The organism is Algiphilus sp. (genome assembly GCF_965216485.1).
Lineage (GTDB): Bacteria > Pseudomonadota > Gammaproteobacteria > Nevskiales > Nevskiaceae > Algiphilus.
The window spans coordinates 1,288,203-1,312,284 of sequence record NZ_OZ244162.1 but is presented as its reverse complement, the minus strand read 5'-3'; the positions used below and the strand labels follow the sequence as shown (position 1 = coordinate 1,312,284).

At 65.9% G+C, this 24,082-nt stretch carries 19 protein-coding genes and 1 pseudogene; 5 read left to right on the top strand and 15 right to left on the bottom strand.

The genetic code is table 11. The annotated features are described in order from the left end of the window. Window positions 1–1,455: 1,455 nt before the first annotated feature. Together ACOOFO_RS06110 and cysG are read right to left on the bottom strand one after the other, a co-directional pair. The gene (locus tag ACOOFO_RS06110) at window positions 1,456–2,319 is read right to left on the bottom strand and encodes a DNA/RNA non-specific endonuclease (protein WP_420428973.1); all 864 of its coding nucleotides are present in this window, start codon (window positions 2,317–2,319) and stop codon (window positions 1,456–1,458) included. A gap of 9 nt (window positions 2,320–2,328) precedes the next feature. Beyond that, window positions 2,329–3,681, bottom strand: a complete 1,353-nt coding sequence (cysG, locus tag ACOOFO_RS06105; RefSeq protein WP_420429666.1) for a siroheme synthase CysG — start codon at window positions 3,679–3,681, stop codon at window positions 2,329–2,331. 96 nt (window positions 3,682–3,777) lie between these two features. On the opposite strand from cysG, the gene cysB reads away from it, so the two are divergent. Then, window positions 3,778–4,761, top strand: a complete 984-nt coding sequence (cysB, locus tag ACOOFO_RS06100) for an HTH-type transcriptional regulator CysB (protein WP_420428971.1) — start codon at window positions 3,778–3,780, stop codon at window positions 4,759–4,761. A gap of 22 nt (window positions 4,762–4,783) precedes the next feature. Here the strand turns inward: cysB and fghA are convergent, their stop codons facing one another. After that, window positions 4,784–5,629 carry an S-formylglutathione hydrolase gene (gene fghA / locus ACOOFO_RS06095; RefSeq protein ID WP_420428969.1) on the bottom strand — a complete coding sequence of 282 codons (846 nt, stop codon included), beginning with the start codon at window positions 5,627–5,629 and terminating at the stop codon, window positions 4,784–4,786. Beyond that, window positions 5,629–6,735 (bottom strand): S-(hydroxymethyl)glutathione dehydrogenase/class III alcohol dehydrogenase, encoded by a 1,107-nt coding sequence (locus ACOOFO_RS06090; protein WP_420428967.1) that lies wholly within the window; start codon window positions 6,733–6,735, stop codon window positions 5,629–5,631. The genes fghA and ACOOFO_RS06090 overlap by 1 nt, the downstream gene beginning before the upstream one ends. Before the next feature lie 99 nt (window positions 6,736–6,834). Between ACOOFO_RS06090 and ACOOFO_RS06085 the strand changes: the two genes are divergently transcribed. Next, entirely contained in the window at window positions 6,835–7,725 is an 891-nt protein-coding gene (locus ACOOFO_RS06085; protein ID WP_420428965.1) for a bile acid:sodium symporter family protein, read from the top strand. On the opposite strand, the gene ACOOFO_RS06080 is transcribed toward ACOOFO_RS06085, so the two are convergent. Together ACOOFO_RS06080 and ACOOFO_RS06075 are read right to left on the bottom strand one after the other, a co-directional pair. Next, window positions 7,722–8,633: an HDOD domain-containing protein gene (locus tag ACOOFO_RS06080; RefSeq protein ID WP_420428963.1), complete on the bottom strand. Its 912-nt coding sequence runs from the start codon at window positions 8,631–8,633 to the stop codon at window positions 7,722–7,724. The two genes, ACOOFO_RS06085 and ACOOFO_RS06080, sit on opposite strands and share 4 nt — an antisense overlap. Window positions 8,634–8,807: 174 nt before the next feature. Then, window positions 8,808–9,698 (bottom strand): HDOD domain-containing protein, encoded by an 891-nt coding sequence (locus ACOOFO_RS06075; RefSeq protein WP_420428961.1) that lies wholly within the window; start codon window positions 9,696–9,698, stop codon window positions 8,808–8,810. A 361-nt stretch (window positions 9,699–10,059) separates the two neighbouring features. Here ACOOFO_RS06075 and ACOOFO_RS06070 point away from each other — a divergent pair, with 361 nt between their 5' ends. Further along, complete coding sequence (locus ACOOFO_RS06070) at window positions 10,060–10,515, top strand: hypothetical protein (protein WP_420428959.1); 456 nt, start codon at window positions 10,060–10,062, stop codon at window positions 10,513–10,515. A 72-nt stretch (window positions 10,516–10,587) separates the two neighbouring features. Here ACOOFO_RS06070 and ACOOFO_RS06065 read toward each other — a convergent pair whose 3' ends face one another. Together ACOOFO_RS06065 and ACOOFO_RS06060 are read right to left on the bottom strand one after the other, a co-directional pair. Beyond that, window positions 10,588–11,517, bottom strand: a complete 930-nt coding sequence (locus tag ACOOFO_RS06065; RefSeq protein WP_420428957.1) for a cation diffusion facilitator family transporter — start codon at window positions 11,515–11,517, stop codon at window positions 10,588–10,590. Then, the gene (locus tag ACOOFO_RS06060) at window positions 11,514–11,816 is read right to left on the bottom strand and encodes an ArsR/SmtB family transcription factor (protein ID WP_420428955.1); all 303 of its coding nucleotides are present in this window, start codon (window positions 11,814–11,816) and stop codon (window positions 11,514–11,516) included. The genes ACOOFO_RS06065 and ACOOFO_RS06060 overlap by 4 nt, the downstream gene beginning before the upstream one ends. On the opposite strand from ACOOFO_RS06060, the pseudogene ACOOFO_RS06055 reads away from it, so the two are divergent. Beyond that, window positions 11,766–12,584, top strand: a pseudogene (locus ACOOFO_RS06055) (M48 family metallopeptidase); the annotation flags it as partial. The gene ACOOFO_RS06060 and the pseudogene ACOOFO_RS06055 overlap by 51 nt on opposite strands. Window positions 12,585–12,714: 130 nt before the next feature. On the opposite strand, the gene ACOOFO_RS06050 reads toward ACOOFO_RS06055, so the two are convergent. The 7 genes from ACOOFO_RS06050 to ACOOFO_RS06020 all read right to left on the bottom strand — a co-directional run bounded on the left by ACOOFO_RS06050 (window position 12,715) and on the right by ACOOFO_RS06020 (window position 23,476). Continuing rightward, the gene (locus tag ACOOFO_RS06050; protein WP_420428953.1) at window positions 12,715–15,912 is read right to left on the bottom strand and encodes an efflux RND transporter permease subunit; all 3,198 of its coding nucleotides are present in this window, start codon (window positions 15,910–15,912) and stop codon (window positions 12,715–12,717) included. Further along, the gene (locus ACOOFO_RS06045; RefSeq protein ID WP_420428951.1) at window positions 15,905–17,080 is read right to left on the bottom strand and encodes an efflux RND transporter periplasmic adaptor subunit; all 1,176 of its coding nucleotides are present in this window, start codon (window positions 17,078–17,080) and stop codon (window positions 15,905–15,907) included. Before ACOOFO_RS06045 ends, ACOOFO_RS06050 begins: the two co-directional genes overlap by 8 nt. Then, window positions 17,077–18,636 carry a TolC family protein gene (locus tag ACOOFO_RS06040; protein ID WP_420428949.1) on the bottom strand — a complete coding sequence of 520 codons (1,560 nt, stop codon included), beginning with the start codon at window positions 18,634–18,636 and terminating at the stop codon, window positions 17,077–17,079. Before ACOOFO_RS06040 ends, ACOOFO_RS06045 begins: the two co-directional genes overlap by 4 nt. A 127-nt stretch (window positions 18,637–18,763) precedes the next feature. After that, a complete protein-coding gene (locus ACOOFO_RS06035) occupies window positions 18,764–19,840 on the bottom strand; it encodes a TauD/TfdA family dioxygenase (protein WP_420428947.1) in 1,077 nt (358 codons plus the stop codon). Between the two features lie 43 nt (window positions 19,841–19,883). Further along, window positions 19,884–21,875 (bottom strand): CASTOR/POLLUX-related putative ion channel, encoded by a 1,992-nt coding sequence (locus ACOOFO_RS06030; protein WP_420428945.1) that lies wholly within the window; start codon window positions 21,873–21,875, stop codon window positions 19,884–19,886. Window positions 21,876–21,956: 81 nt separating this feature from the next. Further along, complete coding sequence (locus ACOOFO_RS06025; protein WP_420429664.1) at window positions 21,957–22,916, bottom strand: beta-ketoacyl-ACP synthase III; 960 nt, start codon at window positions 22,914–22,916, stop codon at window positions 21,957–21,959. Between the two features lie 278 nt (window positions 22,917–23,194). Next, window positions 23,195–23,476: a hypothetical protein gene (locus ACOOFO_RS06020; protein WP_420428943.1), complete on the bottom strand. Its 282-nt coding sequence runs from the start codon at window positions 23,474–23,476 to the stop codon at window positions 23,195–23,197. A 125-nt stretch (window positions 23,477–23,601) separates the two neighbouring features. On the opposite strand from ACOOFO_RS06020, the gene ACOOFO_RS06015 reads away from it, so the two are divergent. After that, complete coding sequence (locus tag ACOOFO_RS06015) at window positions 23,602–24,081, top strand: SET domain-containing protein (RefSeq protein WP_420428941.1); 480 nt, start codon at window positions 23,602–23,604, stop codon at window positions 24,079–24,081. The last annotated feature ends 1 nt before the right edge of the window (window position 24,082 follow it).

The window sequence follows — 24,082 nt, the reverse complement described above, 5'->3', positions numbered from 1 at the left end:
CGACGTCCTGTCTCGCACCCCCTGCGCGCGCCACCCAATCCGGCCACCCGCCAAGGGCACAAGGACTTATTCGGGCCATCACTGAAACTGTTGGAGCGAATTGCTCGCCATCCATGGCGAAACGTTTCCGAGAGCCGAACCCCGGCCCGGACATCCATGTCCGAGCGGTCGTCGCGCTGCGACTTGCCACTGGCAAGTCGGTCGTTCCTCCCCCTCCACCCGCGCCGGAGTAGCGCCTGCGCACAGGGGATGGCTGGCCATGGACGGCCAGCCAAGGCCTGTCACGACAGGGACGTCGTGTCAGGCCGACCCCGAGCACAGGCGCTACGTAGGGACCCGGCCCGACAGGGCCGGCGCGGGTGTGGGGTGCCCTCTCTTTGGTTCCTTTCTCTGGGCAAGCAGAGAAAGGGACCCGCACCGGGCAGGATGCTCAGATCAGAGCTCAGAGCATCACAGGTGCGGAACCACGAGCGAAGGTGGTTATTCGAGCAATCAAAGCTGAAACCTGATCGCCAAGGATTCCGCGCTCTGAAGCAATTCACTGTCGATTAGATCACCGAGAACGCGCGGGTTCCTTTGGTTACGGCCAAAGGAACCAAAGCCATGATGCCCACGGATGGCCTGGGCCGGCTAACGCCGACCCAGGTGCCCGGATCGAGCGGCGTGCTCGGGGTCGGGCTGAGGCGCCGTCCATGGCGCCACAGCCCTTGCTCGACGTCCTGTCTCGCACCCCCTGCGCGCGCCACCCAATCCGGCCACCCGCCAAGGGCACAAGGACTGGCTCGCCGCTCCGCAGCATCGCCGTCATTCCGCGATGTCGCGAAGCGACGAGCCGTATGAAGTCCCCTTCACCCGCGCCGGAGTAGCGCCTGCGCGCAGGGGGTGGCTGGCCACGGATGGCCAGCCAAGGCCTGTCACGACAGGGACGTCGTGTCAGGCCGACCCCGAGCACAGGCGCTACGTAGGGGCCCGGCCCGCTAGGGCCGGCGCGGGTGTGGGGTGCCCTCTCTTTGGTTCCTTTCTCTGGGCAAGCAGAGAAAGGGACCCGCACCGGGCAGAGTGATCGAACCAGAGCTATGGCCATCACAGGTGCGGAACTCTGAGCGTAGAGGGCCATTGGATCAGCCAACGCCGAAACCTGATTGCCAAGGGTTCCGCGCTCTGAAGCAATTCACTCTCGACTGGATCACTGAGAACGCGCGGGTCCCTTTGGTTACGGCCAAAGGAACCAAAGCCGGGGTGCCCACGGGTGGCCTGGGCCGGCTGACGCCGACCCAGGTGCCCGGATCAGGCGTCGTGCTCGGGGTACGCGCCGACACGACGTCCCTGTCGTGACGGCTCTTGCTCGACGTCCTGTCTCGCACCCCCTGTGCGCGCCACCCGATCCGGCCACCCGCAAAGGGCACATTTCCTACTGGCTCGCTGCTTCGCAGCATCGCTGCACTCGAGATGGCGTCACCGATAGGGACAAGGCTGCCCTTTCCATCGATCCCCATAACGCGCCTCCCGTGACGCATTCGCCACCAGCGGCCAATCCTCCAACGACACCCCCGCACTGATGCGCCGCTCCAGTTCATCCTCCAACGCGTGCAACAGGTCGTAGCCGATCAAGCGCTCGACCCGGGCGACAGGCACCACAAAATCCTGCAGCGCTTCGAAACCGCACACCTGCTGCGGTACGACGAAGGCGATGGCATGCGGCGTGCCGTCCGCGGCCTCACGCACCCAGATGCGGTAGAAGGCCTCGGGGATGGCGACGCCGCCGCGCAAAAAGCGCGACTGCTCGCCGAAGATTGGGCCAGTGAGGACCCAGAGCTGGCCGTACTTCGGGGCCAGGCGATCCGCCTCCAGTTCCTCCAGCCGCTGCCAGAGCAACTGGTTCAGCCGCGGCTTCTGCGGCACGATATTGGTCATGCGAAAAGTGGCGTCCTGCGCCGCTTCACCGTAGACACGGGAGATCAGGTAGTTGGGCGCGAGATGCCCACGGTTGTAGCCGCTGTTGCGGTAGTCATCGCTGTTGACGCGACGCAGGGTGCGGCCGTCCACCGAGAAATACTCGGGCCGTGCCAGCGGCTTTCCACTGGCGGGATCGCGCGCAATGTAGGCCACCCATAGTGGTGCCGCGCGCAGCTCGGAGTAGCCGACGGCAAAGCCGGGATTGCCGAGGTTGTGCGTGGTGATCTGGGTCAGCCAGTCCGTGGCGCGCGGCAGACCGCCATAGACATGCGCATCGCCAATCGGCCAGAAGGCCTTGCCGGCCAGCAGGGCGATAACGAGCAGCAACAGCGGAAGCAGCTTCCGCAGCCAGCGTCTTGGCATGCGCCTGCCCTAGCCTTCCCGATCGCCAAACCAGCGCAGCTGCTCGCGCAGCCGGACGACTTCGCCCACGATGACGAGGCACGCGCCTTCGACCTGTGCCGCGTCCACGCGCGCCGGCAGATTCTCCAGCGTTCCCACGACGACCTGCTGTGCCTCCAGCGTGCCCTGCGCGATCAGAGCGGCGGGCCAGTCGTCGGGTAGGCCATGTGCGCGCAGCGCGGCCATGGTCTGCGCAAGGCTGGTGCGCCCCATGAAGATGCAGACCGTCTGCCCGGAGCGGGCCAGGGCATCCCAGTGCAGATCGAGGCTGCCGTCGGCGCGTGGGTGTCCCGTGACGAAAACCGCTGCCTGCGCATGGTCGCGGTGGGTCAACGGAATGCCGGCATAGGCCGCACAGCCATTGGCGGCGGTGATACCCGGCACCACTTCGAAGGCCACGCCATGGCTCGCGAGTTCGGCGATCTCTTCACCACCGCGACCAAAGACGAAGGGATCACCGCCCTTCAGGCGCAGTACGCGTTTGCCTTGCTGGGCGAGTTCCACCAGCTTGGCGTTGATTTCTTCCTGCGGCAGCGTGTGCTGGCTGCGGCGCTTGCCGACGTGGATACGCTCGGCGTCACGGCGCACCATGTCCATGATGGCGGGGCCGACGAGATGGTCGTAGAGCACCACATCGCAGTTCTGCAGCAGGCGCAAGGCGCGCAGCGTGAGCAGGTCCGGATCGCCCGGTCCGGCGCCCACCAGCCAGACCACGCCGCGTTGGCTGGCGTCCGCACTCAACCGCGCCAGTTCGGCGTCCGCCGCCGCCTCGTCACCGGACATGGCAGCGGAAGCGCCCGGTCCATCCAGAAAGGCCTCCCACAGCTTGCGGCGTACATCGATATCCATGTCCATCTGCGCGTCGCGGCGCTTGCCGATGTAGCGCGCAAGCCGCCCGAGACGCTGATCGAAGAGTTCCTCGACCTGCTGGCGCAGCCGGCGCGCCAGCATGGGCGCGCGACCAGCGCTGGAGAAGGCCACCAGCAGTGGTGCGCGGTCAACGATGGCAGGAGTGATGGCGGTGCTGGCGGCGCTGTCGTCGACTACATTGACGGGCAGTTGGCGTTGCCCGGCGGCCTCGGCCACGGTGCGGTTCAAGGAAGCGTCGTCAGTGGCAGCCACCACAAAGGCACAGTCGGCCAACTGGGCAGGATCGAAAGCCCGTGCGTGCACGGCAATGCCGAGAGCCTCGAAGCCCTCGTGCGCCTCCCGGCACACCAGCCGGATGCGCGCCCCCGCCTTGCACAGCAGGCGGGCCTTGCGCAGTGCCACTTCGCCCCCGCCCACGAGCAGCACGGTGCGACCGTCCAGACGCAGGAACATGGGGAAATAGGGCCAGTCGGGCGCAGTCGTCACCAAGCCGATGGTTCCGAATAAAGAGCGTCGGTATTATAGCCGCGCGAACTTAGGAGACACGCCATGAAACTGCGCCAACTGCACTACATTCAGGAGGTCGCCCGGCGCGGGCTGAATGTGACCGCCGCGGCCGAGGCGCTGTTTACCTCGCAACCCGGCGTGAGCAAGCAGATCCGGCTGCTGGAAGATGAACTGGGCATCGAGATCTTCGTGCGCAATGGCAAGCATCTCACCGAAATCACCCCGGCGGGCGAACGCATTCTCGAGCATGCCGAGCGCGTGCTGCGCGACGTGCAGAACATCGAGCGCGTTGCCGAGGAATTCCGCTATTCGGATCGCGGCGATTTGTCGATCGCGACCACACACACCCAGGCACGCTATGCGCTGCCCAATGTCATCGACCGCTTCCGGCGCGACTACCCCCGCGTGTCACTGCATCTGCACCAGGGCAGCCCGCCGCAGATCGCGCGCATGGCGGCCAGTGGCGAAGTCGACTTCGCCGTCGCCACCGAAGCCATGGAGCACTTCGACGACCTCGTGATGCTGCCCTGCTATCACTGGAACCGCTGCATTCTGGTGCCGCCGGACCACCCGCTGGCCAAGTCCAAGGGGCAACTCGCGCTCGCCGAGCTCGGCGAACATCCGCTGATCACCTACACCTTCGGCTTCACCGGTCGCTCCAAGCTGGATCAGGCCTTTGCCGCGCGCGGCATTCGCCCGAATGTCGTACTGACGGCAGTGGACGCCGATGTCATCAAGACCTATGTCCGCCTCGGGCTGGGGGTGGGGATCGTGGCGCACATGGCCTACGACCCCGAGGCCGACAAGGACCTGGTCATGCGGCCAGCCGATCATCTCTTCGAGGCCTCGACGACGCATATCGGCTTTCGCCGCGGTCTGTTCCTGCGTCGCTTCATGTACGACTTCATTGAGCACTTCGCCGAGCATCTGACGCCGGAACTGGTCGACGAGATGGCCGGTATCTCCGACCCGGTGCAGCGCCGCGCCCGCGCGGCGGAGATGCAATCCTCCTTGCCCTCTCACTAGCAAGGCCGACGCGGCACCGCCTTCAGCCACCGGTCAGACGCTGCGCGTGATGGGCCAGATGGTCGGCGATGAAGCTCTGGATGAACCAGTAGCTGTGGTCATAGCCGGCATGACGCCGCAACTGTAGCGCCTGCCCTGAGGCCGACGCCGCCGCCTCCAGCGCCTCCGGATGGAGTTCGCGCTCCAGAAACTGATCCGACAGCCCCTGATCCACCAGGATGGTGTCGGCGCGCGGGTGGTGCCGCATGAGCTCGGCCGCATCCCAGGCCTTCCAGGCGTCACGGTCTGGGCCCAGATATCCCGAGAAGGCCTTTTCCCCCCAGGGCACGGCGCTGGGATTGCAGATCGGCGCAAAGGCCGACACCGACGTCCATCGATCAGGATGGCGCAAGGCCGAAACCAGCGCCCCATGGCCGCCCATGGAGTGCCCGAACAGGCCCCGTTGTTGCGCCGATACCGGGAAGTGCGCCTCGATCAGCGCCGGCAGCTCGTCATTGACATAGCTGAACATGCGATAGCCGCGCGCCCAGGGCTCCGCGGTGGCGTCGATATAGAAGCCGGCCCCGGTACCGAAATCGTAGGCGGCGTCCTCGTCGGGATAGCCCAGCCCGCGCGGGCTGGTATCCGGCGCGACCAGCGCCAGACCATGCGCCGCCGCCAGGCGCTGCGCCCCGGCCTTGATCATGAAGGTTTCCTCGGTGCAGGTCAGGCCGGCCAGGTAGTACAGGGCCGGCACCGGCCCCTGCTCCGCCGCCGGGGGCAGATAGACCGCAAAGGACATCGGAGTGCCTGTCTGCTCGGCGTCGTGCCGATAGAAGCCCATGCGCCCGCCGAAGCAGGCGTGTTCGGCGCGGGTTTCGACCGCCATCAGTATTCGACCACGGCGCGAATGGATTCACCGCGCTGCATCAAGTCAAAACCGTGATTGATGTCCTCCAGCGCGAGCTTGTGCGTGATCAGGCTGTCGATATCGATCTTGCCGTCCATGTACCAGTCGACGATCTTCGGCACATCGGTGCGGCCGCGCGCGCCACCAAAGGCACTGCCCTGCCAGACGCGCCCGGTCACCAGCTGGAAGGGGCGCGTGCTGATCTCGGCCCCGGCCGGCGCCACGCCGATGATGGTGGACACGCCCCAGCCCTTGTGACAGCACTCCAGTGCCTGGCGCATGAGCTGGACATTGCCCACGCATTCGAAACTGTAGTCGGCACCACCGTCGGTCAAGGCCTGAATCTGCGCCACGACGTCGTCGACTTCCTTTGGGTTGACGAAATCCGTCATGCCGAAGGCGCGACCCAATGCCTCGCGTTCCGGATTGATGTCCACGCCGATGATCTTGTCCGCGCCGACCATGCGCGCGCCCTGGATCACGTTCAGGCCGATGCCACCGAGACCGAAAACGACCACATTGGCGCCAGCCTCCACCTTGGCGGTGAACAGCACCGCGCCGATACCCGTGGTCACACCGCAGCCGATGTAGCAGACCTTGTCGAAGGGCGCGTCCTCGCGGATCTTGGCGAGGGCGATCTCGGGCAGCACCGTGTAATTGGCGAAGGTCGAACAACCCATGTAGTGATGCAGCTTCTGCCCATTCAGCGAGAAGCGGCTGGTGCCATCAGGCATCAGCCCCTGCCCCTGCGTACCGCGGATGGCCGAGCACAGATTCGTCTTCTGGCTGGTGCAATGCTTGCACTCGCGGCACTCCGGCGTGTAGAGCGGGATGACGTGATCCCCGGGCCGCAGATGCTTCACATCCGGCCCCACCTCGACCACGACGCCAGCGCCTTCATGGCCGAGGATCGAAGGAAACAAGCCTTCCGGGTCTTCTCCAGAGAGCGTGAACTTGTCGGTATGACAGAGACCGGTGGCCTTGACCTCGACCAGCACCTCGCCGGCCTTCGGGCCTTCGAGCTGTACGGTTTCAATGGTCAGGGGTTGGCCTGCGGCGTGAGCTACGGCGGCGCGAACATCCATGCATCAGTCTCCCGTTTGTGATCGAACAGCTTAGTACGTCAGCCACTTGCATGAAGATGCGGCACACTGGCGCGGCGCATCGGGAGCGGAGAACACGGGGTGGCTGCGGAGATTCAATACGATCCGCAAGGCTTGCAGGCCTTGAATGCGGCGCTGGCCTTCATCGTCTTCAGCGTGGCGCTGCATCTGCGGCTGGAGCAGCTGCGCGCCGTTGTGCGCGCACCGCGAGTGGTACTGGTCGGCCTGCTCGCGCAGTGGCTGGCGCTGCCGGCCATCACCCTTGCACTGATTCTTGTGGTGCAGCCGGAGCCCGCCTTCGCCGCCGGCATGGTGCTCATTGCCGCCTGCCCGGGCGGGCAGGTGTCCAATTTCTACGCCATGTTGGCGCACGGCAATGCCGTACTCTCAGTCACCTTGACCAGCATCTCCACCGTGGCCTGTGCGCTGCTCACGCCACTGCTGTTCGCGATTGGATTGCAGGTGGCGGGCAGCAGCGGCGGCGATCTGGAAGTTCCGCTCGGAGACATGCTGCAACTGCTGGGCTGGACAGTATTGTTGCCACTCAGCCTGGGGCTGGCCGTGCAGCGCTGGCTGCCAATGGCGGCGAGCCGCCTGCGCGCGCCCTCCCGCTTCGCGGCCGCCTTTCTGCTGGCTGCGATCATCGCCATTGGCCTGTTCAACAACCGCGGCCTGCTCGTCGACCCTACCGTGGTCGCCATGTTCTGGCTGGTGGTGGTACACAACGCCCTCGCCTTCGCGGGCGGTTATGCCGTAGCGCGGGTGGCGCGCACGCCGGAGGCGGAAGCGCGCGCGGTGACCCTGGAGACCGGCATTCAGAATGCGGGGCTGGGCCTGATCCTGATCTTCAATTTCTATCCGGAGCAGGGTGGCATGATGACCCTCGTTGCGACCTGGGGGGTATGGCACTTGTTGGCCGGTGCCGTGCTCGCGCGCTGGTGGCAGCGGCGCGGCATCCCAGCAGCCCTTTAGCCGAAGATTCGCTGCAGAGAAACCTCGAAGGCGGCCTCGACCTCGGGGAGATCGGACAGGGTCACGTTGCCTTCCAGACGCAGCCGATCGAAGGCCGGAAGCACGGCATCCGCATCGATCTCATTCACAAAGGACAGGCGAAGCAGCTTGCGCGCCACCAGGACCACATCGAGTGCGTCGGTGGCACCGCCATGGCTGCGCATGGGGTCCTTGGTGGCAAGCGCGACATCGCTGACCGATTCCGAGAAGCCCCATTCCTCCAGCAGGAAGTAGCCGATCTCCGGCTGCAGGGTGCGAATCAGTTCGCCAATGCCCGGTTCATTGTCAAACCGTCCCGGCGATTCATCGGCCAGACGAATGACGGGCAGGCAGCCCACCAAGTGCAGAAGACCGGCGAGCAGGGCTTCATCGGCGCCTACCGTGCTACTGCGAAATCGCGTCAAGGCCTCGCACAGCGCGCCCACCCGGACGCTTTCCAGCCAGATGTCGGTCGCTACCTTGTGCAGCATGCGTGAATGCGCGCAGAACATCTGCTCAAGCGCAAGCCGGTTCACCAGCGCACGGGTGTACTGCATGCCGAGGCGGGTCACCGCCGCGGGCAGGGTATCGACCGGCTCGCGCCCTTGGGTGTACGCACTGTTGGCGGCAACCACCACCCGTGCCGCGATGGCAGGGTCAAGGGCAATGCTGTGCGCGATCTGCGTAGTGTCGCAGTGATCCGTCCGCAGCAACGCGTTCACCCGCATGGCCACATCGGGCAGTGTGGGCAGAACCACTGCCTCGCGGTCGATGGCATCGCGCACTTCGCGTGCAAAATCCAGCAGCTTGCGGGAATGTCCTGCGATCGGCATTGCCGCTTCGCGCGGGCTCGCGGCCGTCACCATATCGATGGTTGCAGTATTCCTCATGCCCGCCGCTCCGTAGCATTCGCGCCGTTTCGCATCCGGACTTGAGCATGCCGGTTTGTCGAAACCCCGGTACGGCGCACGCGATCAAGGGCACATCGGCAATGACGAGCGGCTCACCTTCCTTGCAGCACGTGGATGGCGTGCGCAACGCGATGCGATGCGCGCTGGCACAACCTATTGGGTCAGGGTCTGCAATGCGCCGTCGAAGGCACGCTGAAAATCGGGGAGATCCTCCAGGCAGGCGAGCGATGGCAGGCGCAGACGCTCGAAGGCAGGCAAGGCAGCGTCGCTGGGCAGAGGTCGCAGAAACTCCAGCGCCAGCAGCTTGCGCGCCACGATGGCGATGTCGCCAGGGTCGGTCGCGCCTTCATGACTTCGCCACGGATCCCGGCAGACCCAGGCACAGGCGCGCAGGGGTTCTGCGAATCCCCATTCCGCGAGCAGGTAATAGCCAATCTCCGGCTGCAGGATGCGGATTACATTGACAATGTCCTCGTGGTGGCCGGCCAGCTCGTGCATGCGATCGGCCATTCCTATGATGGGCAGGCTCCCCACCATGTGCAGCAAGCCGCCGAGCATGGCTTCCTCAGGGTGGACCTCGGTGCGTTCGCGTGCGAGCAGCTGGCTCAACGCGGCCACCTGCAGACTTTCCTTCCAGACAACGCGCGCGAAGCGCAGCAGCGGACCCGACCTTGCCCGGAACAATCCGGCAAGCGTGAGACGCGTCACCAACGTGCGGGTGTATTGCATGCCTAGCCGCGTCACCGCCATTTGCAGGCTGTCGATCTGCACTGCGCCCGCTGCATAGACGCTGTTGGCTGATTGCATCACGCGAATCGCAATGGCGGGATCGCTGGAGATGGCACGCACGAGATCGACGATGGCGCCTTCCGGATCGCTGACGATCGCATTCACGCGCAGCGCTGTATCGGGAAGCGTCGGCAGCGTGAGCTGATCCTCGTGCACCGCATCGCGCACCGTACGTGCAAAGTCGAGGACCTCACGGGAAAGCTGTGTCTGCCGATTGGGCTCCCCCTCGGAAGCCGGCGAAGCGACCTGATTCATTCTTTCAATGCCCTGCTTTACGGTCACCATGAAGACCGGAGGCCGCCGTTGTGGCCATGTCTTCGCTTCGCAACAGGATGGGTTGCCGCATGCCGCTTCATGCATGGCGGAGGATGAAGGGTCACCCTCGGGTGACAAGTGGATCGCGTGTCCGATCCCTTTCCGTTTACGGCCGGCGCGGCTGCTCCCGCCCGTATTTCTCACTGCTGGCACGCCCGTTCGATGCACGCGCTCCATTGATCCAGATCATGGCCCATCCCCCAGGGCGGGCCGAAGAATACCTTCAGAAACGGATACGACGCCGCCCCGGCGGCACCGTCAACCGACCCGAATGACCATGGCAGCGGCAGGAGACAAGACCATGCGATTCGAGCAAGTGAAGGATGTGCTGACGCACGTCATCGCCTTTCACGATCAGGTCGCGAGCGACTACGCCGACATGGCGCAGCAGACCGACAACCCACGTCTGAAGATGCTGCTTGTCTATCTCGAATCGCACATCCGCGATTCCATGAAGGGCTTGGACGGCTACTTGCATGGTGACGCCCAGCAAGTGCTCAATACGTGGTTGCAGAATGTGCCGGAGCTCGAGCACCCGCAGTTGCTCGAGCATTTGCGCGATCGCCTGAATGTCGCCTCCATCGACGAGGTCGCGGACACGGCCGAGAAGATTCAGGAAACGCTGGGCGAAATGTTCTGGCTACTTTCCGAGCAGGCCGCCATCGATAGTGAGCGCGAGCTGTTCGCGTCGCTGGCCTACTTCCAGAATGCCGAGGTGCGCCGCCTGGCACGCGATACCGCGCGCTTCGACAGCTGAACCACCGAGCGGCAGACGTCATCAATGCCGCCCGGCTGCCCGCGCCGGACAGGCACGCGATTTGCGACGTCACTAGCGGTGCGCGCCACAGGCGCCGTCAACCGCGCAGGCCCTCGTCATCGCGGTGTCTTCGGGCTGCAGAGTGCTGTGTGTGATGCCGAAACGTTCGGCAAGCATTGCCTGCAGTTCTGGCAATAACCGCTGCCAGTCGTCAAGGGCATGCAGGTCGACATGTGCTGCCAAGGCGTAGGTGGTGGATGACAGGCTCCAGATATGCAGATCATGCACGGCCCGTACGCCGGGCACGGTTGTCATTGCCTTTCCGACTTCATCAGCCCGGATGCCGCGCGGTACGCCCTCCATCAGCACCTGCAGGGCTTCGCGCAGCAAACGGCTCGCAGATAGCAGAATCAGACCCGCCACGAAGAGCGACAACAAGGGATCGATGGGGGTCCACCCGGTGAAATAGATGACCGCACCCGCCGTCAGCGCTGCCACCGACGCCAGCAGGTCGCCCATGACATGCAACAGTGCGCCACGCACGTTGATGGTCTGCTCGCCACGCATCAGGATCCAGGCGACCAGCAGATTGACCAGCAGACCGACGAAGGCAATGAGCATCACCGTGGCACCTGCCACCGGCGCCGGTGCAAGCAAACGCTGAATGGCAGCGAAGGCCACTGCGACCACCACGACCGTCATGAGCAGGGCGTTGACCAGTGCACCGATGACTTCGGCGCGCTGCAGGCCAAAGGAATGCCGCGCTGAGGCGGGGCGACGTGCCAACCAGGCCGCGAAAGCGCCGATTGCCAGGGAAAAGCCATCGCTGACCATGTGACCGGCGTCCGACATGAGGGCCAGCGAACCCGACAACCAGCCGCCCACCGCCTCGACCGCAGCAAAGCCAAGGGTGAGCGCCAGCGCCCAGAGCAGCGTGGTGGTGCTTGCCGGCGCATGGTGGTGATGGTGCCCGTGATCGTGATGCGGCGTGGTGTGACTCATGGGGCGGCTTCCTCCCGCACGTGGTCAATCATGTCGCGCAGCATGCGGCGCACATGGTCGTCGGCGGCACGGTAGTAGACGCGCTTGCCCCGGCGCTCCGTGCGCATCAGGCGGGCTGCACGCAACAGCCGCAGATGATGGCTGGCGAGGGAGGCCGACAAGCCCAGATCGTCCGCCAAGGCCTGCACACTGACGGACTGATCCAGGCAGGCGCAGACCAGACGCAGCCGGTTGGCGTCCCCCAGCAGATGAAACATCTCGGCGAGATTTTCCGCGTGTTGGGCACTGAGCTTGACCATGGCCGAAACATATCAATAATTGAAGACCTGTTCAAACATTGTTTTTATTGGGTGACACAATCGGGGTGTTCCCCCATCAAGCTCGTTCTCATCATGCTCCGCGCACTGCGCCTGTCCCTACTGATCGTGCTGTTCTGGTTCCTGGCCGGCTGCCAGGAGACCCCCACCGGCCGCAGCCAGCTCGCCCTGGTGCCCGAGTCAACCATGACCGATCTGGGCCGCACTGCCTTCGCCCAGATGCAACAGGAGGGACGGCCGCTGCGCGAAGGGCCGGAGGTGCAACAGGTGCATTGCATCACCCGCCATATCACGCGAGCGATCACCGAGGTCTACGGCGCCGTGGCGACGCCGCCGCGATGGGAGGTCGCTGTCTTTGACAACCCGGAACCCAATGCCTTCGCCCTGCCTGGCGGCTACATCGGTGTCCATCGCGGCTTGCTGCAGATCGCCGACAACCATGACCAAGTCGCCGCGGTCATCGGCCACGAAGTGGGCCACGTCCTCGCCCGGCACGGCAATGAACGCATGACGCAGAAGCTGGGCATCCGCATCGCGCTGGTGGTTTTCGGGCTTGTCAGCGATATCGAGAGTGAACAGTTCCTGCGCATGCTGGGCTTGGGCGCACACATCGGGATCGCCCTGCCCTTCAGCCGACACCACGAGCGCGAAGCCGATGTCATGGGCCTGCATCTGATGACCGCCGCCGGCTATGCACCGGAGGAAAGTGTCGCCTTCTGGCGCAACATGGCCGACCTTGGCGGCGAACAGCCGCCGGCCCTGCTCTCGACCCATCCGCACCACTACAACCGCATCGCACAGCTCAGCCAACAGGTGGCGACCGTGCGCAGTCTGTACGGCGACCGCACCGGATTGCCCGGGCGGGCAATAGGGAGGAGGCCTACTGCGTCTGGCGGGCGGTGCCCTCGCCTTCGTGTTCGAGATGCGGCAGGTGGGAAGCGCCCCGCCGCAGCGCCGCGAAGGCGTCTTCCAGCGCGAGGTAGGCGGCGGGAATCAGTACCAGCGCAATCACCGTCACGAATAGCACGCCGAAGCCCAGCGAGACCGCCATTGGAATCAGGAAGCGCGCCTGCAGGGAGGTCTCGAAGATCATCGGTATGAGACCGAAGAAGGTAGTCAGCGAGGTGAGCAGCACCGCGCGGAAGCGTCGGGCACTGCCGATGATCACGGACCACGCAGGCCTATGACCGCGTTCACGCGCGCGATTGACCGCATCGATCAGCACCAGGCTGTCATTGACCACCACGCCCGACAGCGCCACCAGACCGAACATGCTGACGAAGGAGATATCCAGCCCGAGCAAGAGATGCCCGGCCACGGCACCGATCAGGCCGAAGGGAATGGCCAGCATGATGAGCAGCGGCTGCACATAGGAGCGGAAAGCCACCGCGATCAGCGCATACATGATGAACAGCGCGAAGACCATGCCCTTGCCCAAGGCGCTGAAGGACTCTGCGCGATCCTGTTGCCCAAAGGACAGTTCCCAGGCCATGCCGGGGTAGTCCTGCATCAGTGCCGGCAGAATCCGCGCCTCGATATCCGCGTTGATCTGGCTGGCGGAGGCCTGCGCAGGATTGACGGATGCCGTCACGTCGATGACCCGACGCCCCTCCTCCCGCTCGATCTGCGTGAAGGCCTGGTTGTACTTCAACACCGCCGCTTGATTCAGCGGTACTTCGCCACCGTTGGGCGTGCGCAGGATCAACGACTCCAGCGTCTCGAGCCGGTCGCGCTCCTCTTCGCGCAGGCGCACATAGAGACGTACCTCATCACGTCCTCGCTGCACGCGCTCGGCTTCGGCGCCGAAGAAGGCGCCGCGCAACTGCGAGGCAACGGAGGCCACATCCAGTCCCAGGGCGCGTCCCAGCGGGGTCAGCGCAATCTCCACCTGAGGCTTACCGCTGGAGAAGCCGTCGTTGATGTTATAGACACCGTCGTAGGTGCCCAGTTCTGCCGCCAGGCGGGTTGCTATCGCCTCCAGCGTGGCCTGCTCGTTGTGGGCCACTTCATAGCCGAGATCCGGTCCGCTGGCCGGCCCCAGGCCGAAGTCGAACTGCAGCCGGTCGACACCGGCTGGCTCACCGAAGCGTGCGCGCCAGGCATCGGCAAAGGCGCGCGCGCTGAAATCGCGCTGGCCCGATTCCACCAATTCCACTTCCACGAAACCACTGTTGGCCGAGCCGCCACGGCTGCCGCCACCCCCTGGCCCGCCCTCACCCGGCCGCCCGCCAACTTCGGCATAGACGCCTTCCACGATCACTCCGGCATCCTCGCCGGCCAGTTCGGCCACCGTGGCGCGCGCTGCCGCTTCCAGTTCACGCACCAGTCGGATGGTATCCGCCTCCGGCGCACCTACCGGCAACACCACCGTGCCAGTCACCGTGTCGCTTTCGATATCCGGCAGGAAACGCACCGGCATCAGTCCGGAAACGATCATGCCGACGGTCACGATAAGCCCTGCCAGACCGCAGGACAGGGTCAGATAGCGTCGGCGCAGCGCCTGTGCCAGAAACGGGCGATAGCGGCGGCGCACGAAGTGCTCCAGGCGCGCCGACACCCCCTCCTGAAAGCGCTGCAGCGCCCCAAGCGGCCCCCTCCAGGGACGCACATTGCGCACCATGGCGAGATGCGCCGGCAGGATGAACAGGCTCTCGATGAGCGAGATCAGCAGGATGGGAATCACCACCAGCGGAATATCGACAAAGAACTTGCCGATGGTTCCGGGCATGAACAGCAACGGGGCGAAGGCGACGATGGTGGTCAACACCGCGAACACCACGGGCTTGCCCACCTCGCGCGCACCGCGGATCGCCGCCTCCAGCGGCGGCACACCGTTCTGTCGGTGATGGAAACCGGCCTCACCCACCACGATGGCGTCATCGACGACGATACCCAGCACCAGAAGGAAGGCGAACATCGACAGCATGTTCACCGAGACACCCAGCGCGGGCAGTAACAGAAAGACGCCAAAGAAGGACACCGGAATACCCAGGGTGACCCAGAAGGCCAGCGCCGGTCGCAGGAAGATGCCCAATACGACCAGTACCAGCACCACGCCCAACTGTCCGTTGCTGATCAACAGGCCCACGCGGCCGGCGAAGAGTTCGGAGCGGTCGTCCCAGACCTGGATACCGACCGTATCGGGCCATTCCTCGCGCTTGCGGTCGGCGTACTGCCGGACCACCTCGGCAATTTCCAGCGGGGACTGCTCGCCGACACGAAACACGCGCACCTGTCCAGCCGGCTGACCATTGAAATAGGCCGACCGGTTGGTGTCCTCGAAATCCTCGCGGATGCGGGCAATGTCGCCAAGGCGCAGCAAGGCCCCGCCTGCTTCGGCAAGAATTACCAGATCGCGCAGGGACTCGGCATCCTCGCGACGCTCATCGACGCGCACCAGCACTTCGCCGCCGCGCGTCTCAATGATGCCCGCACCCAGTTGCTGCGAGTTCTGATCGATGCGCCGTGCGATCTCGGGCAGGCTGAGCCCGTGGCGCCGCAGCATGGTCTCGTCGAGTTCGATGCTGATCTCCGGCGGCGGGATGGCCGCCAGATTGACCAGGGTGATCTCGGGAAATTCGAGCAGTTCCCGACGCGCCTGCTCAGCCAGCGACTTCAGCGTCTGGCGGTCGACATCGCCGTGGAGGATGAGTGTGATGACCTGCTGCTGCGTCACTGCCGAGGAGATGACGGGCTCCTCCGCATCTCCAGGGAAGGTGGTAATGCCGTCGACGGCCGTCTTGATGTCGCTGAGGGCGGTACTGACCTCGGTGCCCGCGAAGAGCTCGGCAACCACCACCCCGCGGCTTTCGACGGAAGTCGAGCGTACCTCCTTGATCTGCTCGATATCGCGGATGGCTTCCTCGATGGCGAGGACGACCCCTTCCTCGACCTCCTCCGGTGTGGCACCGGGAAAGGGCACGGAAATGGTGATGATGTCGAGTTCGACGCGCGGAAAGACTTCCTTCTTGACGTTGAGCGCGAACAGCAGGCCACCGACCAGCAGCACCAGCATGAGCAGGTTGGCGGCCACATGATTCTCGGCCATCCATGCGATGGGGCCCCGGGCTTCACGCATCGCCGTCTTCCGCGCGACGCAGGCGCAGCCCCGCCACCGGATTGCTGAGCGGGCTGGTCACCACATGCTCGCCGTCGCGCAGGCCGCCGTCGATCAGGATGTGATCCTCGGCACGCCAGACCACCTCCACGGTCCGGATATCCAGTTGCCCGTCGACGAAGACCCAGACCTGATCGTTGCCGCGCAGATAGGCGCGCGGCAGCCGGATCAGCGGGCGCGCGTCGCGGCCTTCCAAGGTCACGTCGACAAAGGCGTCGAGCAGCAGCGGTGCGCCCTGCGTGGTCACGTCCAGCGCCAGAGGGTCCGGTACCGCTACCAGCAGCTGCGCCAGGCGCCCTTGCGGCGTGACGTCGCCGAGCAGGCGCAGTACCTGACCGCGCCGCGTGCTCGCATCGTCGTCACCTTCGGCCTGGCGAATGCGCACCTTTGCCCCGGCATCGGCATTGAAGCCCGGAATGGCCACGTGTTCGAGGTGGGCCACCGGCAGCGTCGCGCGGACCCAATAGCGGTCCACGGCGACCAGCCGCGCCAGCTGCGATTGCGGCCCAACCAGAGCACCCACATCCACCGAAGGTTCCGCAACCAAGGCCCGGAAGGGAGCGCGCAGCGTGGTTCGTTCCAGATTGGCGCGTGCACGTTGCAGTTGCGCCTCGGCCCGACGCACATTCGCTTTCGCACTCTCCAACTGCGGGCCGCGCAGCGCCAATGATTCGTTGACGGGAACATCCAGCCCTTCGCCGAATTGCTCGAATTCGGCCTGCGCCACATCCCTGCGCCCACGCTCCAGGGCCAGCTCGGCACGCGCCTGCGCCACTTGCGCCTCGGCCTCGGCCAATGCCGCCTCGAAATCAGTCGCTTCGATCTCGACCAGCATCTCGCCCGCCTCAATGACGGCACCGGGCTCAAGCTCTGGGTGCACGGCCACCACCCTGCCACTGATCTGCGGTTGGAGCATCACCGCATCGGCCGCCACCACCGAGCCGGTCGCGCGTACCGTGATGCGCTGCGGCAGGCGCTGTGCCACCTCGGTATGGACCAGCCGCGCCTGCACGCTGCCGTTGGCACCCCGTGCTGGCGGCTCGCGCGTGGCCATCATCGCGGCGAAGGCAACCACCGCCAGCGCCAGTACCAACAGCGGAAGGGCGGCTCTCAGGACGCGTTTGGTCACGGCAGTTCCTCAGCGTGGGATGCAATCAGGGCGGGTTTGGGCAAGGGCTGGCCGACACGGGCGGCGATGCTGCGGCAGAGGTTCACGCGCTGCACGAAACGCGCATTGCGCGCCGCCAGGGATTCCAGCTCGGTGGCATTGAGCGCCTGCTGCGCCGACAGCACTTCAAGGTAAGGCAACTGTCCCTGGGCGTAGCGCTGCCGTGCCTGACGCAGACGCTGCTCGGCGTGGCCGCGCTGCGCATCCAAGGCCTCCAGCCGCCGGTTCGCAGCGGCCTCGCCAACCAGCGCCCCCTGCACTTCGTTGAGCGCTTGCAGCCAGGCCTGCTCCAACGCATAGAGCCGTTCGATGGCCACCGCTTCGCTTTCCTGCTGGCGGGCCTTGAGCGCGCCGCCCTGAAACAGCGTCCAATCGAGGGTCGCGGCAATCTGCCGGAGGCTTTGCTCGAAAAGCTCGCCGAACTGTGCGGCCTGACTGAACAGGTTGGCCGACAGCGTCAGACGTGGCCAGCGCTCGGCCGCGCTCGCGGCGGCCTGGGCATCGGCCGCCTGCAGGCGCAACCAAGCAGCGCGCAGGTCGGGCCGACGATCCAGCAGGGCACTTGGCAGTCCTGCGTCGGGCAAAGCCTGCGGACCAGGAAGACCCTCCGATGGCGCCGACAGTGATGCGCCCTGCGGCGTCTGACCGCGAAGCAACTGCAGGCGCAGGCGTGCCTGTGCCTCTGCTCCATCCGCATCGGCAAGCTGAGCCCGCAGTGCGGCCACCTGCTGGCGCGCCTGCGCCAATGCCAAGGCGTCGGTTTGACCGCGACCGAAGCGCAGCGCCTGCAGTCTCGCCAGCGCTTCAGCGTCGTCGAACTGGTGCTGGAGTGTGGCGTTCCGATGCACTGCCGTGACCCATTCCGCCCAGGCGATCGCGATGTCCGCCGACAACGACAGCGCCGCCGTGTGCAGGTCCGCCTCGGCGGCTTCGGCCGACCGCCGCGCCGCCTCGCGCCGATGGTGCAGGCGCCCCCAGAAGTCCAGCTCGTAGCGCGCCGCGATGGTCGCCTGCCACGGCTCGCCGCCGATGTTCGCGCCCGGCCCGAAGCCACCCTGAGGCACACCGGCAACGGTATTGCCACCGCTGCCGACGGTGGCGGTATCGCGATACTCCCCGGAAAAGGAGAGCGCGGGCAGCACGCTGGCGCCCTGGGCGCGAGCGGCGGCGCGCGCCTGATAGAGACGCGCCCAGCTCTGCGCCAGGGTCGGACTGTCGGAAACGGCATCTTCGATCAATGACTGCAGGGGCGCGCCGCCCAGGCTGGCGCAGGCGGCAACCGGGGCCTCGCCGTTGGCATTGAAGGCCTCCAGCGGCGCCAGGGTCTGCTCGGCGTTGGGCGCCATCGCGGTAGCACAACCCACGAGCAGAACCGTACCGCCTGCCAGCGTGACACGGCGCAGGGCCGCGGCCAGGCGCGCGGGTAGCCGGTCAGCAGGGGGGCGGGGATGGCGCATCATGCGGAAGCTCTCTACAAACAGGGCGCACTGCGAGGTCAGGGCATCGGCGCCCGACATGATACGTGCCACTGCCGCCCGCACGATGACGCACCCCACGCCTGCTCATGTTTCACGGCACCGACGGTGCCTGAGCCGCAAGGTGTGTGGCGGAGCAGGAGCCGGTGCGGTGCGGTGCAACGCGCCGCTAGGCCCAGGCTACCGCCACCAGGCGCTCGCCACGAAAGGGCATGCGCCCATGCGCCACGCTGGCGTTGTCGATCGCCAGTACATCGCCGCGCTGCCAGGGCATGACGACGGTGTGGTCCCAGATGACATCGCAGACATGACGAATCATGCGCGCGGGAATCTCGCCGCCATCCGCGAAGGTAACGTGATAGCTCTGCTTCTCCGCCGGGAACAGGCGGTGCTTGGCGGTGGCAATGGCCTTCAGCGCCGTGGCTGCGGCAAGCAGGCGCGGGCTCTTGAGCAGACGCGCCTGCCGGAACAGCTCGTGCGGCGTGGCCGTGAGGTGCATAACCTGACTGTGATTGAACCAAGCCAGCTCGCCCGTCTCGGGGTGATGGCGGAAGGCGGGGTGGGTGCTGTACAGGGTCAGACGGTCGTTCGGGCCCCAGACCACTTCGTCACCGGCCTCGGCAGCGATGCGCTCGACTTCGGACTTGTCTTCGGTGCCATAGACCTCGTGCCAACGCTTGAACTGGAAGACATCCCAGCTGCGCTTGGCGCGCGGCCCCTCGTAGGCGCGGATATGCCGTACCCCACGCTGCTCGAAGGCCTGGCGTACTTCGGGGTCCAGTGCCTGCACCACGCGCCGCAGATCGGTGAGTGGCGTCGCCCCGCCGAAGCGTGAGGCCGTCGCGCACCAGAAGAAGAGACTGTGCGGCGCGCGGTCGTAATAGAAACTCATCTCCGCGTGCTGCGGAATGGGGTAGTGCGGCGGCAGCTCGGTCGAGGTGAAGACGTAGTTGCTGAGCTTGCGCCGTGGACTCTGGCCGAGATACTCACACTGCAGATCGGGGGCAATCACCCGCGCCGCATCTTCGAAGGCCTGAGCCTCGTCCACCGCAAAGCCACGGAAGCACAGCGCGCCGTGCTGACGGCGCGCCGCCATGACCTCCTTGCGATGCACTTCCAGCCACGGTGCCAGCGCCATGTCGGGCGCATTGGCGGTGATGACCAGTGGCAGGCCGAGCTCGGGCTGCGGAAGGTGGCCGGCGAGCGGGTCGCCACTCGCCTGCTCGGTGGCTTGGGTCTTGTGCATTGCTGTGTCTCCCGGCGCGTGCTGCGCTCTGCTTGTCGTACGGTCAGTCCGAGCGTACCGCGTCATCGCCATCGGCATCGAAGTCCACGCCTGGCGCAAGGGCGATGAGCACATTGTCGGCCGTGCAAGGCGCCGCCGCATCGCCGCCGAATTCCGGTTCGCCGAAGGCGCCCGGCGGCATCCAGCCCAGCAGACAGTAACCGTGCGCGGCCATGGTTGCGTGCAGCGCCTGGAAATCGCCGCTGCCAGCGGCATCCAACCACGGTTGCGCCGGAAGCAGAATGGGCTGACCGTGGGTGTCCTTGATCAGGCTGTCGAAGACTGCCAGCAGCTCGGGGCACAGCGCCCCCTGGCCCAGCATGTGGCTGACCAGCAGGGAGGGCACCAGCACATCGTCGCCGTGCTCGCCCAGCAGACTGCGGTTCCCGGCTTCGGCCAGTTCCATGAGGACCCGCGGCCGCGGTCTGGCGCTGGCCAGCAACTGGCTCAGCACCAGATGACCGACGACGGCGCGCGCGTCCGCTTCCTGACTGTTCTCCACCACTTCGGAACGCACGATCCAGACCTGGTCGTAGTGCTCCGGGGCGCATTCGGCGAGTTCGGCGCGCGCCACGAAGTCAGCTTCGAGCTGCCGGCACTGGACCGGCGAGTCCTCCTGCAGCGCGCGTCGGCAATACCGCTCGCGCTGCTCCGCCGGATAGATCGACACGATGTCGACGGCCAGCGGCGCCGTGGCCTGTTCGGCAAAGCTTGCCAACAGGCCCGCATGCCGCGGCGTCCAGCCGAGGATAAGAAGGCGCCCGGATGTCGGCACCGCCTCTGGCGAAGCACGGTCGCCCGCAAGCGACGCTTCACTGTCTGTCGCAGCGTCGGCAGCCTCCTCGGCCGCATCGCAATCGGGGGTGGTGTCGCGATAGGCCTCGGCCACGAAGACAAGATGATCGCCCTCGGCAATCACGGTATCGCCTGGTGGATTCAGTCGCGCGCGCTGACGGCCAGCGCTGCTCCGTACCAGACCGCACAGCACCGCATTGGGGAAGCAGTGGCGCGCCGCCTGCATCGACAGGCCGACGAGCTCTCCGGCCTCGCGCACATGGAAGCGCTCGCTGGCGTCCAGCGACAGCAACTCGGCGTAGACCCGCGCTATCCCGGGGTAGCGCAACTGCTGCAGCAGGATGCGGTTGACCAGCGCATCCACGGTGATCAGCGCCAGCGGGCCCGGATAGGCGGCGCGGGCCACATCGGCCTGGCGGTGGTCCTGCAGCTCGGCGATAACCAATGGCAAGGGGCGGTCGTACCGCGGCCGGGCCTCTTCGCGCAGGGCAATCAGGGTCTTGATGGTGTTGACGTCCTCGCTGACCTGCTCGCCGGTGCCGAAGACGCCGCCGGGCAGGATGATCACGCCCGACTCGGCCACATTGACGCGGTGCAGATCCGCGGTTTCCAGCGCGCTTCCGCTGCGTAGCACGACATTCTGCCGGTGTCGCCCACGCGCGCCGTGCAGCCGGAACTGGTGCGCCACACTGGCATCGACGCGCTGGGAAAGCACCGCGATGCGCAGGCTGCGCCGTCGCATGCGGCGGAGAAAGGCACGGATGCGGCCGCCGCCGTTGAGTAGCTCGCCGACGATAGGCACGGTGCGGCTGCCCATCCCTAGCACAACGATGTGCCCGCGCACGGTAATCGGCGTCAGGCCCTGCTCCAGCGCGCGCATGGTGCGATTCAGCCACTGCGTCAGAATCGCGATCAGGGTACCCATGAACAGCACGTAGCCACTGACTGTGAGCCAGGTGGAAACCACGCGCCGCCAGTTGCCCTCGTCGTCGCCCAGATAGCCGGGGTCGGTCAGTCGCAGGAAGGCCCACCAGACGGCGTCGCCGTAGGCCTCATCGCCAGTCGGCAGGATGAGAAAGCCGCCGACCACCGAAACCAGCGCCACGGTGCAGGCCACCACCATGAGCTGGTAGCCCGCGCCCTTGATGAACTGCCGTTCCAGGAAATAGCGCAGGCGATCGGCCGCGCGCAATCGATACAAGATGACTCGTCTCCGCCCGAAGAAGCGGCTGTCAGTGTACTGCGCTGCCCATGGACGCTACAGACCGCCGCCTGGATCCGCCTAGTAGCGCAGGAGGACGCTGCCCCAGGTCATGCCGCCACCTACGCCCTGCAGCATCAGGGTCTCTCCGGCCTGGATCCGGCCGTCGCGCACGGCGGTATCCAGCGCCAGTGGCACCGAGGCGGCCGAGGTATTGCCATGCCGTGCCACGGTGGTGACGACCCGCTCGGCCGGTACGCCGACGCGATCGGCCAACGCATTGATGATGCGGGCGTTGGCCTGATGCGGTACGAACCAGTCGATGTCGCGGGGACGCAGCCCGGTCTGCTGCAGCACGGTCTGCGCGGACTCGCCCAGCGTGCGAATGGCGGTACGGAACACGGCCTGGCCGTCCATCTCCAGGAAAGGGTTGCCGCGCACGGCGCCCTCGGCAATACCCCCGGTGACCCGGAGGATATGCCCCAGGCTGCCGTCGGCCCCCAGATGTGTACCGAGAATGCCGTGCTGCCCGTCGCGACTCACGACCACCGCGCCGGCACCGTCACCGAACAGCACACAGGTGCGCCGGTCATTCCAGTCGAGCAGCCGCGAAAAGACTTCGGCACCGACCACCAATGCGCAGTGATGCCCACCTGTGGCGACCATGCGATCCGCCACGGAGAGGGCATAGATGAAGCCGGTGCATACCGCCTGCACGTCGAAGGCGGCGCCTTGTTGCACGCCCAGCTTGCTCTGCAGGATGCAGGCCGTGGACGGAAACACCATATCGGGCGTGGTGGTGGCCACGATGATGAGATCGACATCCCCCGGGCCGCGACCTGCGGCTTCCAGTGCTTTGCGTGCCGCTTGCAGCGCCAGGTCGCTGGTCAGCTCGCCGTCGGCCGCCACATGACGCGCCTCGATGCCGGTCCGCGAGACGATCCATTCATCCGAGGTATCAATGCGCCCCTCCAGCTCGCTGTTAGTGACGACCCGCTCCGGCAAATAACTTCCGGTTCCGGCGATGCGCGCCAAGCTCATGCCTGCCTCCCACAGAAAATTGACGATGGTCGTGACCTGCATGATGCGCCTTGCCGTGGCTGCCTGCCGCGGCTGCGCACCAACGCGATTGCACGCCTCCCTGCTCTGGCGCGGTCGGCTGGCCTTGCTGTTGGGATGCTTGCGGTCAGGAACCGCGGTTTCATACCTGGAATGCGAGCCCGCCGATCGCGCGCGCAGGCCTGCATGCTACGCGTCGCCGACAGGCGGCATATCGCTCGCTTGGAGGAGGTGCAGCAGACCCGAGGACGGCCGCCGTACTAGCTGAGTTGCAGCACGACCAGCGCGACGGCGCAGGCCGCAGCAAGCAGCCCGCCTCCCACGCCGGCCACCTTCAGCGCCCGACGTCGGCGTTTCCTTCGCGCATTCGCCGCGTAGAGCTTTTCCAGCTCGGCACGCGGCATGACGTCCATATCCCAGTGGGTGGTATGGGCTTCCTTGATGTCATCCAGTTCGACCTGCTTGGGCTTCTCGGGATGGCGCTCCTGCGCTTCTCCGTCGCCCTCGTCGCTGGATGGCGGTGGATCTTTGTGATCAGCCATGTCGGCATGCTAGCAAGCAGCCGAGCGCGGCACATGCCTGTTCACCTCAGCGTACGGGACGCGCACTTGCTCCCCGCCCCGCCCTGCTGCACCCTCCCGCCACGACGCCCAAATCTGCCAACGCCATGCCATCGCCTCGCATCATCGTCCGCAATTCCCCCATTCACGGCCGGGGCGTCTTTGCCAATCGCGATATACCAGCGGGCACCGAAATCATTACCTACAAGGGCCGTCTGCTGACGCACGATGAGGCGGACGCCCGCTTCGGCGGCAATTCCGAGGAAGGCCACACCTATCTGTTCACGCTCAACGAACACTATGTGATCGACGGCGACGACCAGGGCAACTCCGCACGCTGGATCAACCACAGCTGCAGCCCCAACTGCCGTGCAGTGACCATTGAACACGACAGCGGCGAACCCGAGCGGGACCGCATCGTCATTGAAAGCCTGCGCGACATCGCCAAGGGGGAGGAACTCAGTTTCGATTACGGCATCGTGCTGGATGTGCCGCACACCAAGGCACGCAAGCGCATCTGGGCCTGCCGCTGCGGCAGCCCTGCGTGCACCGGGACCCTGTTGAAGGCCAAATCAAGACAGCGATGAC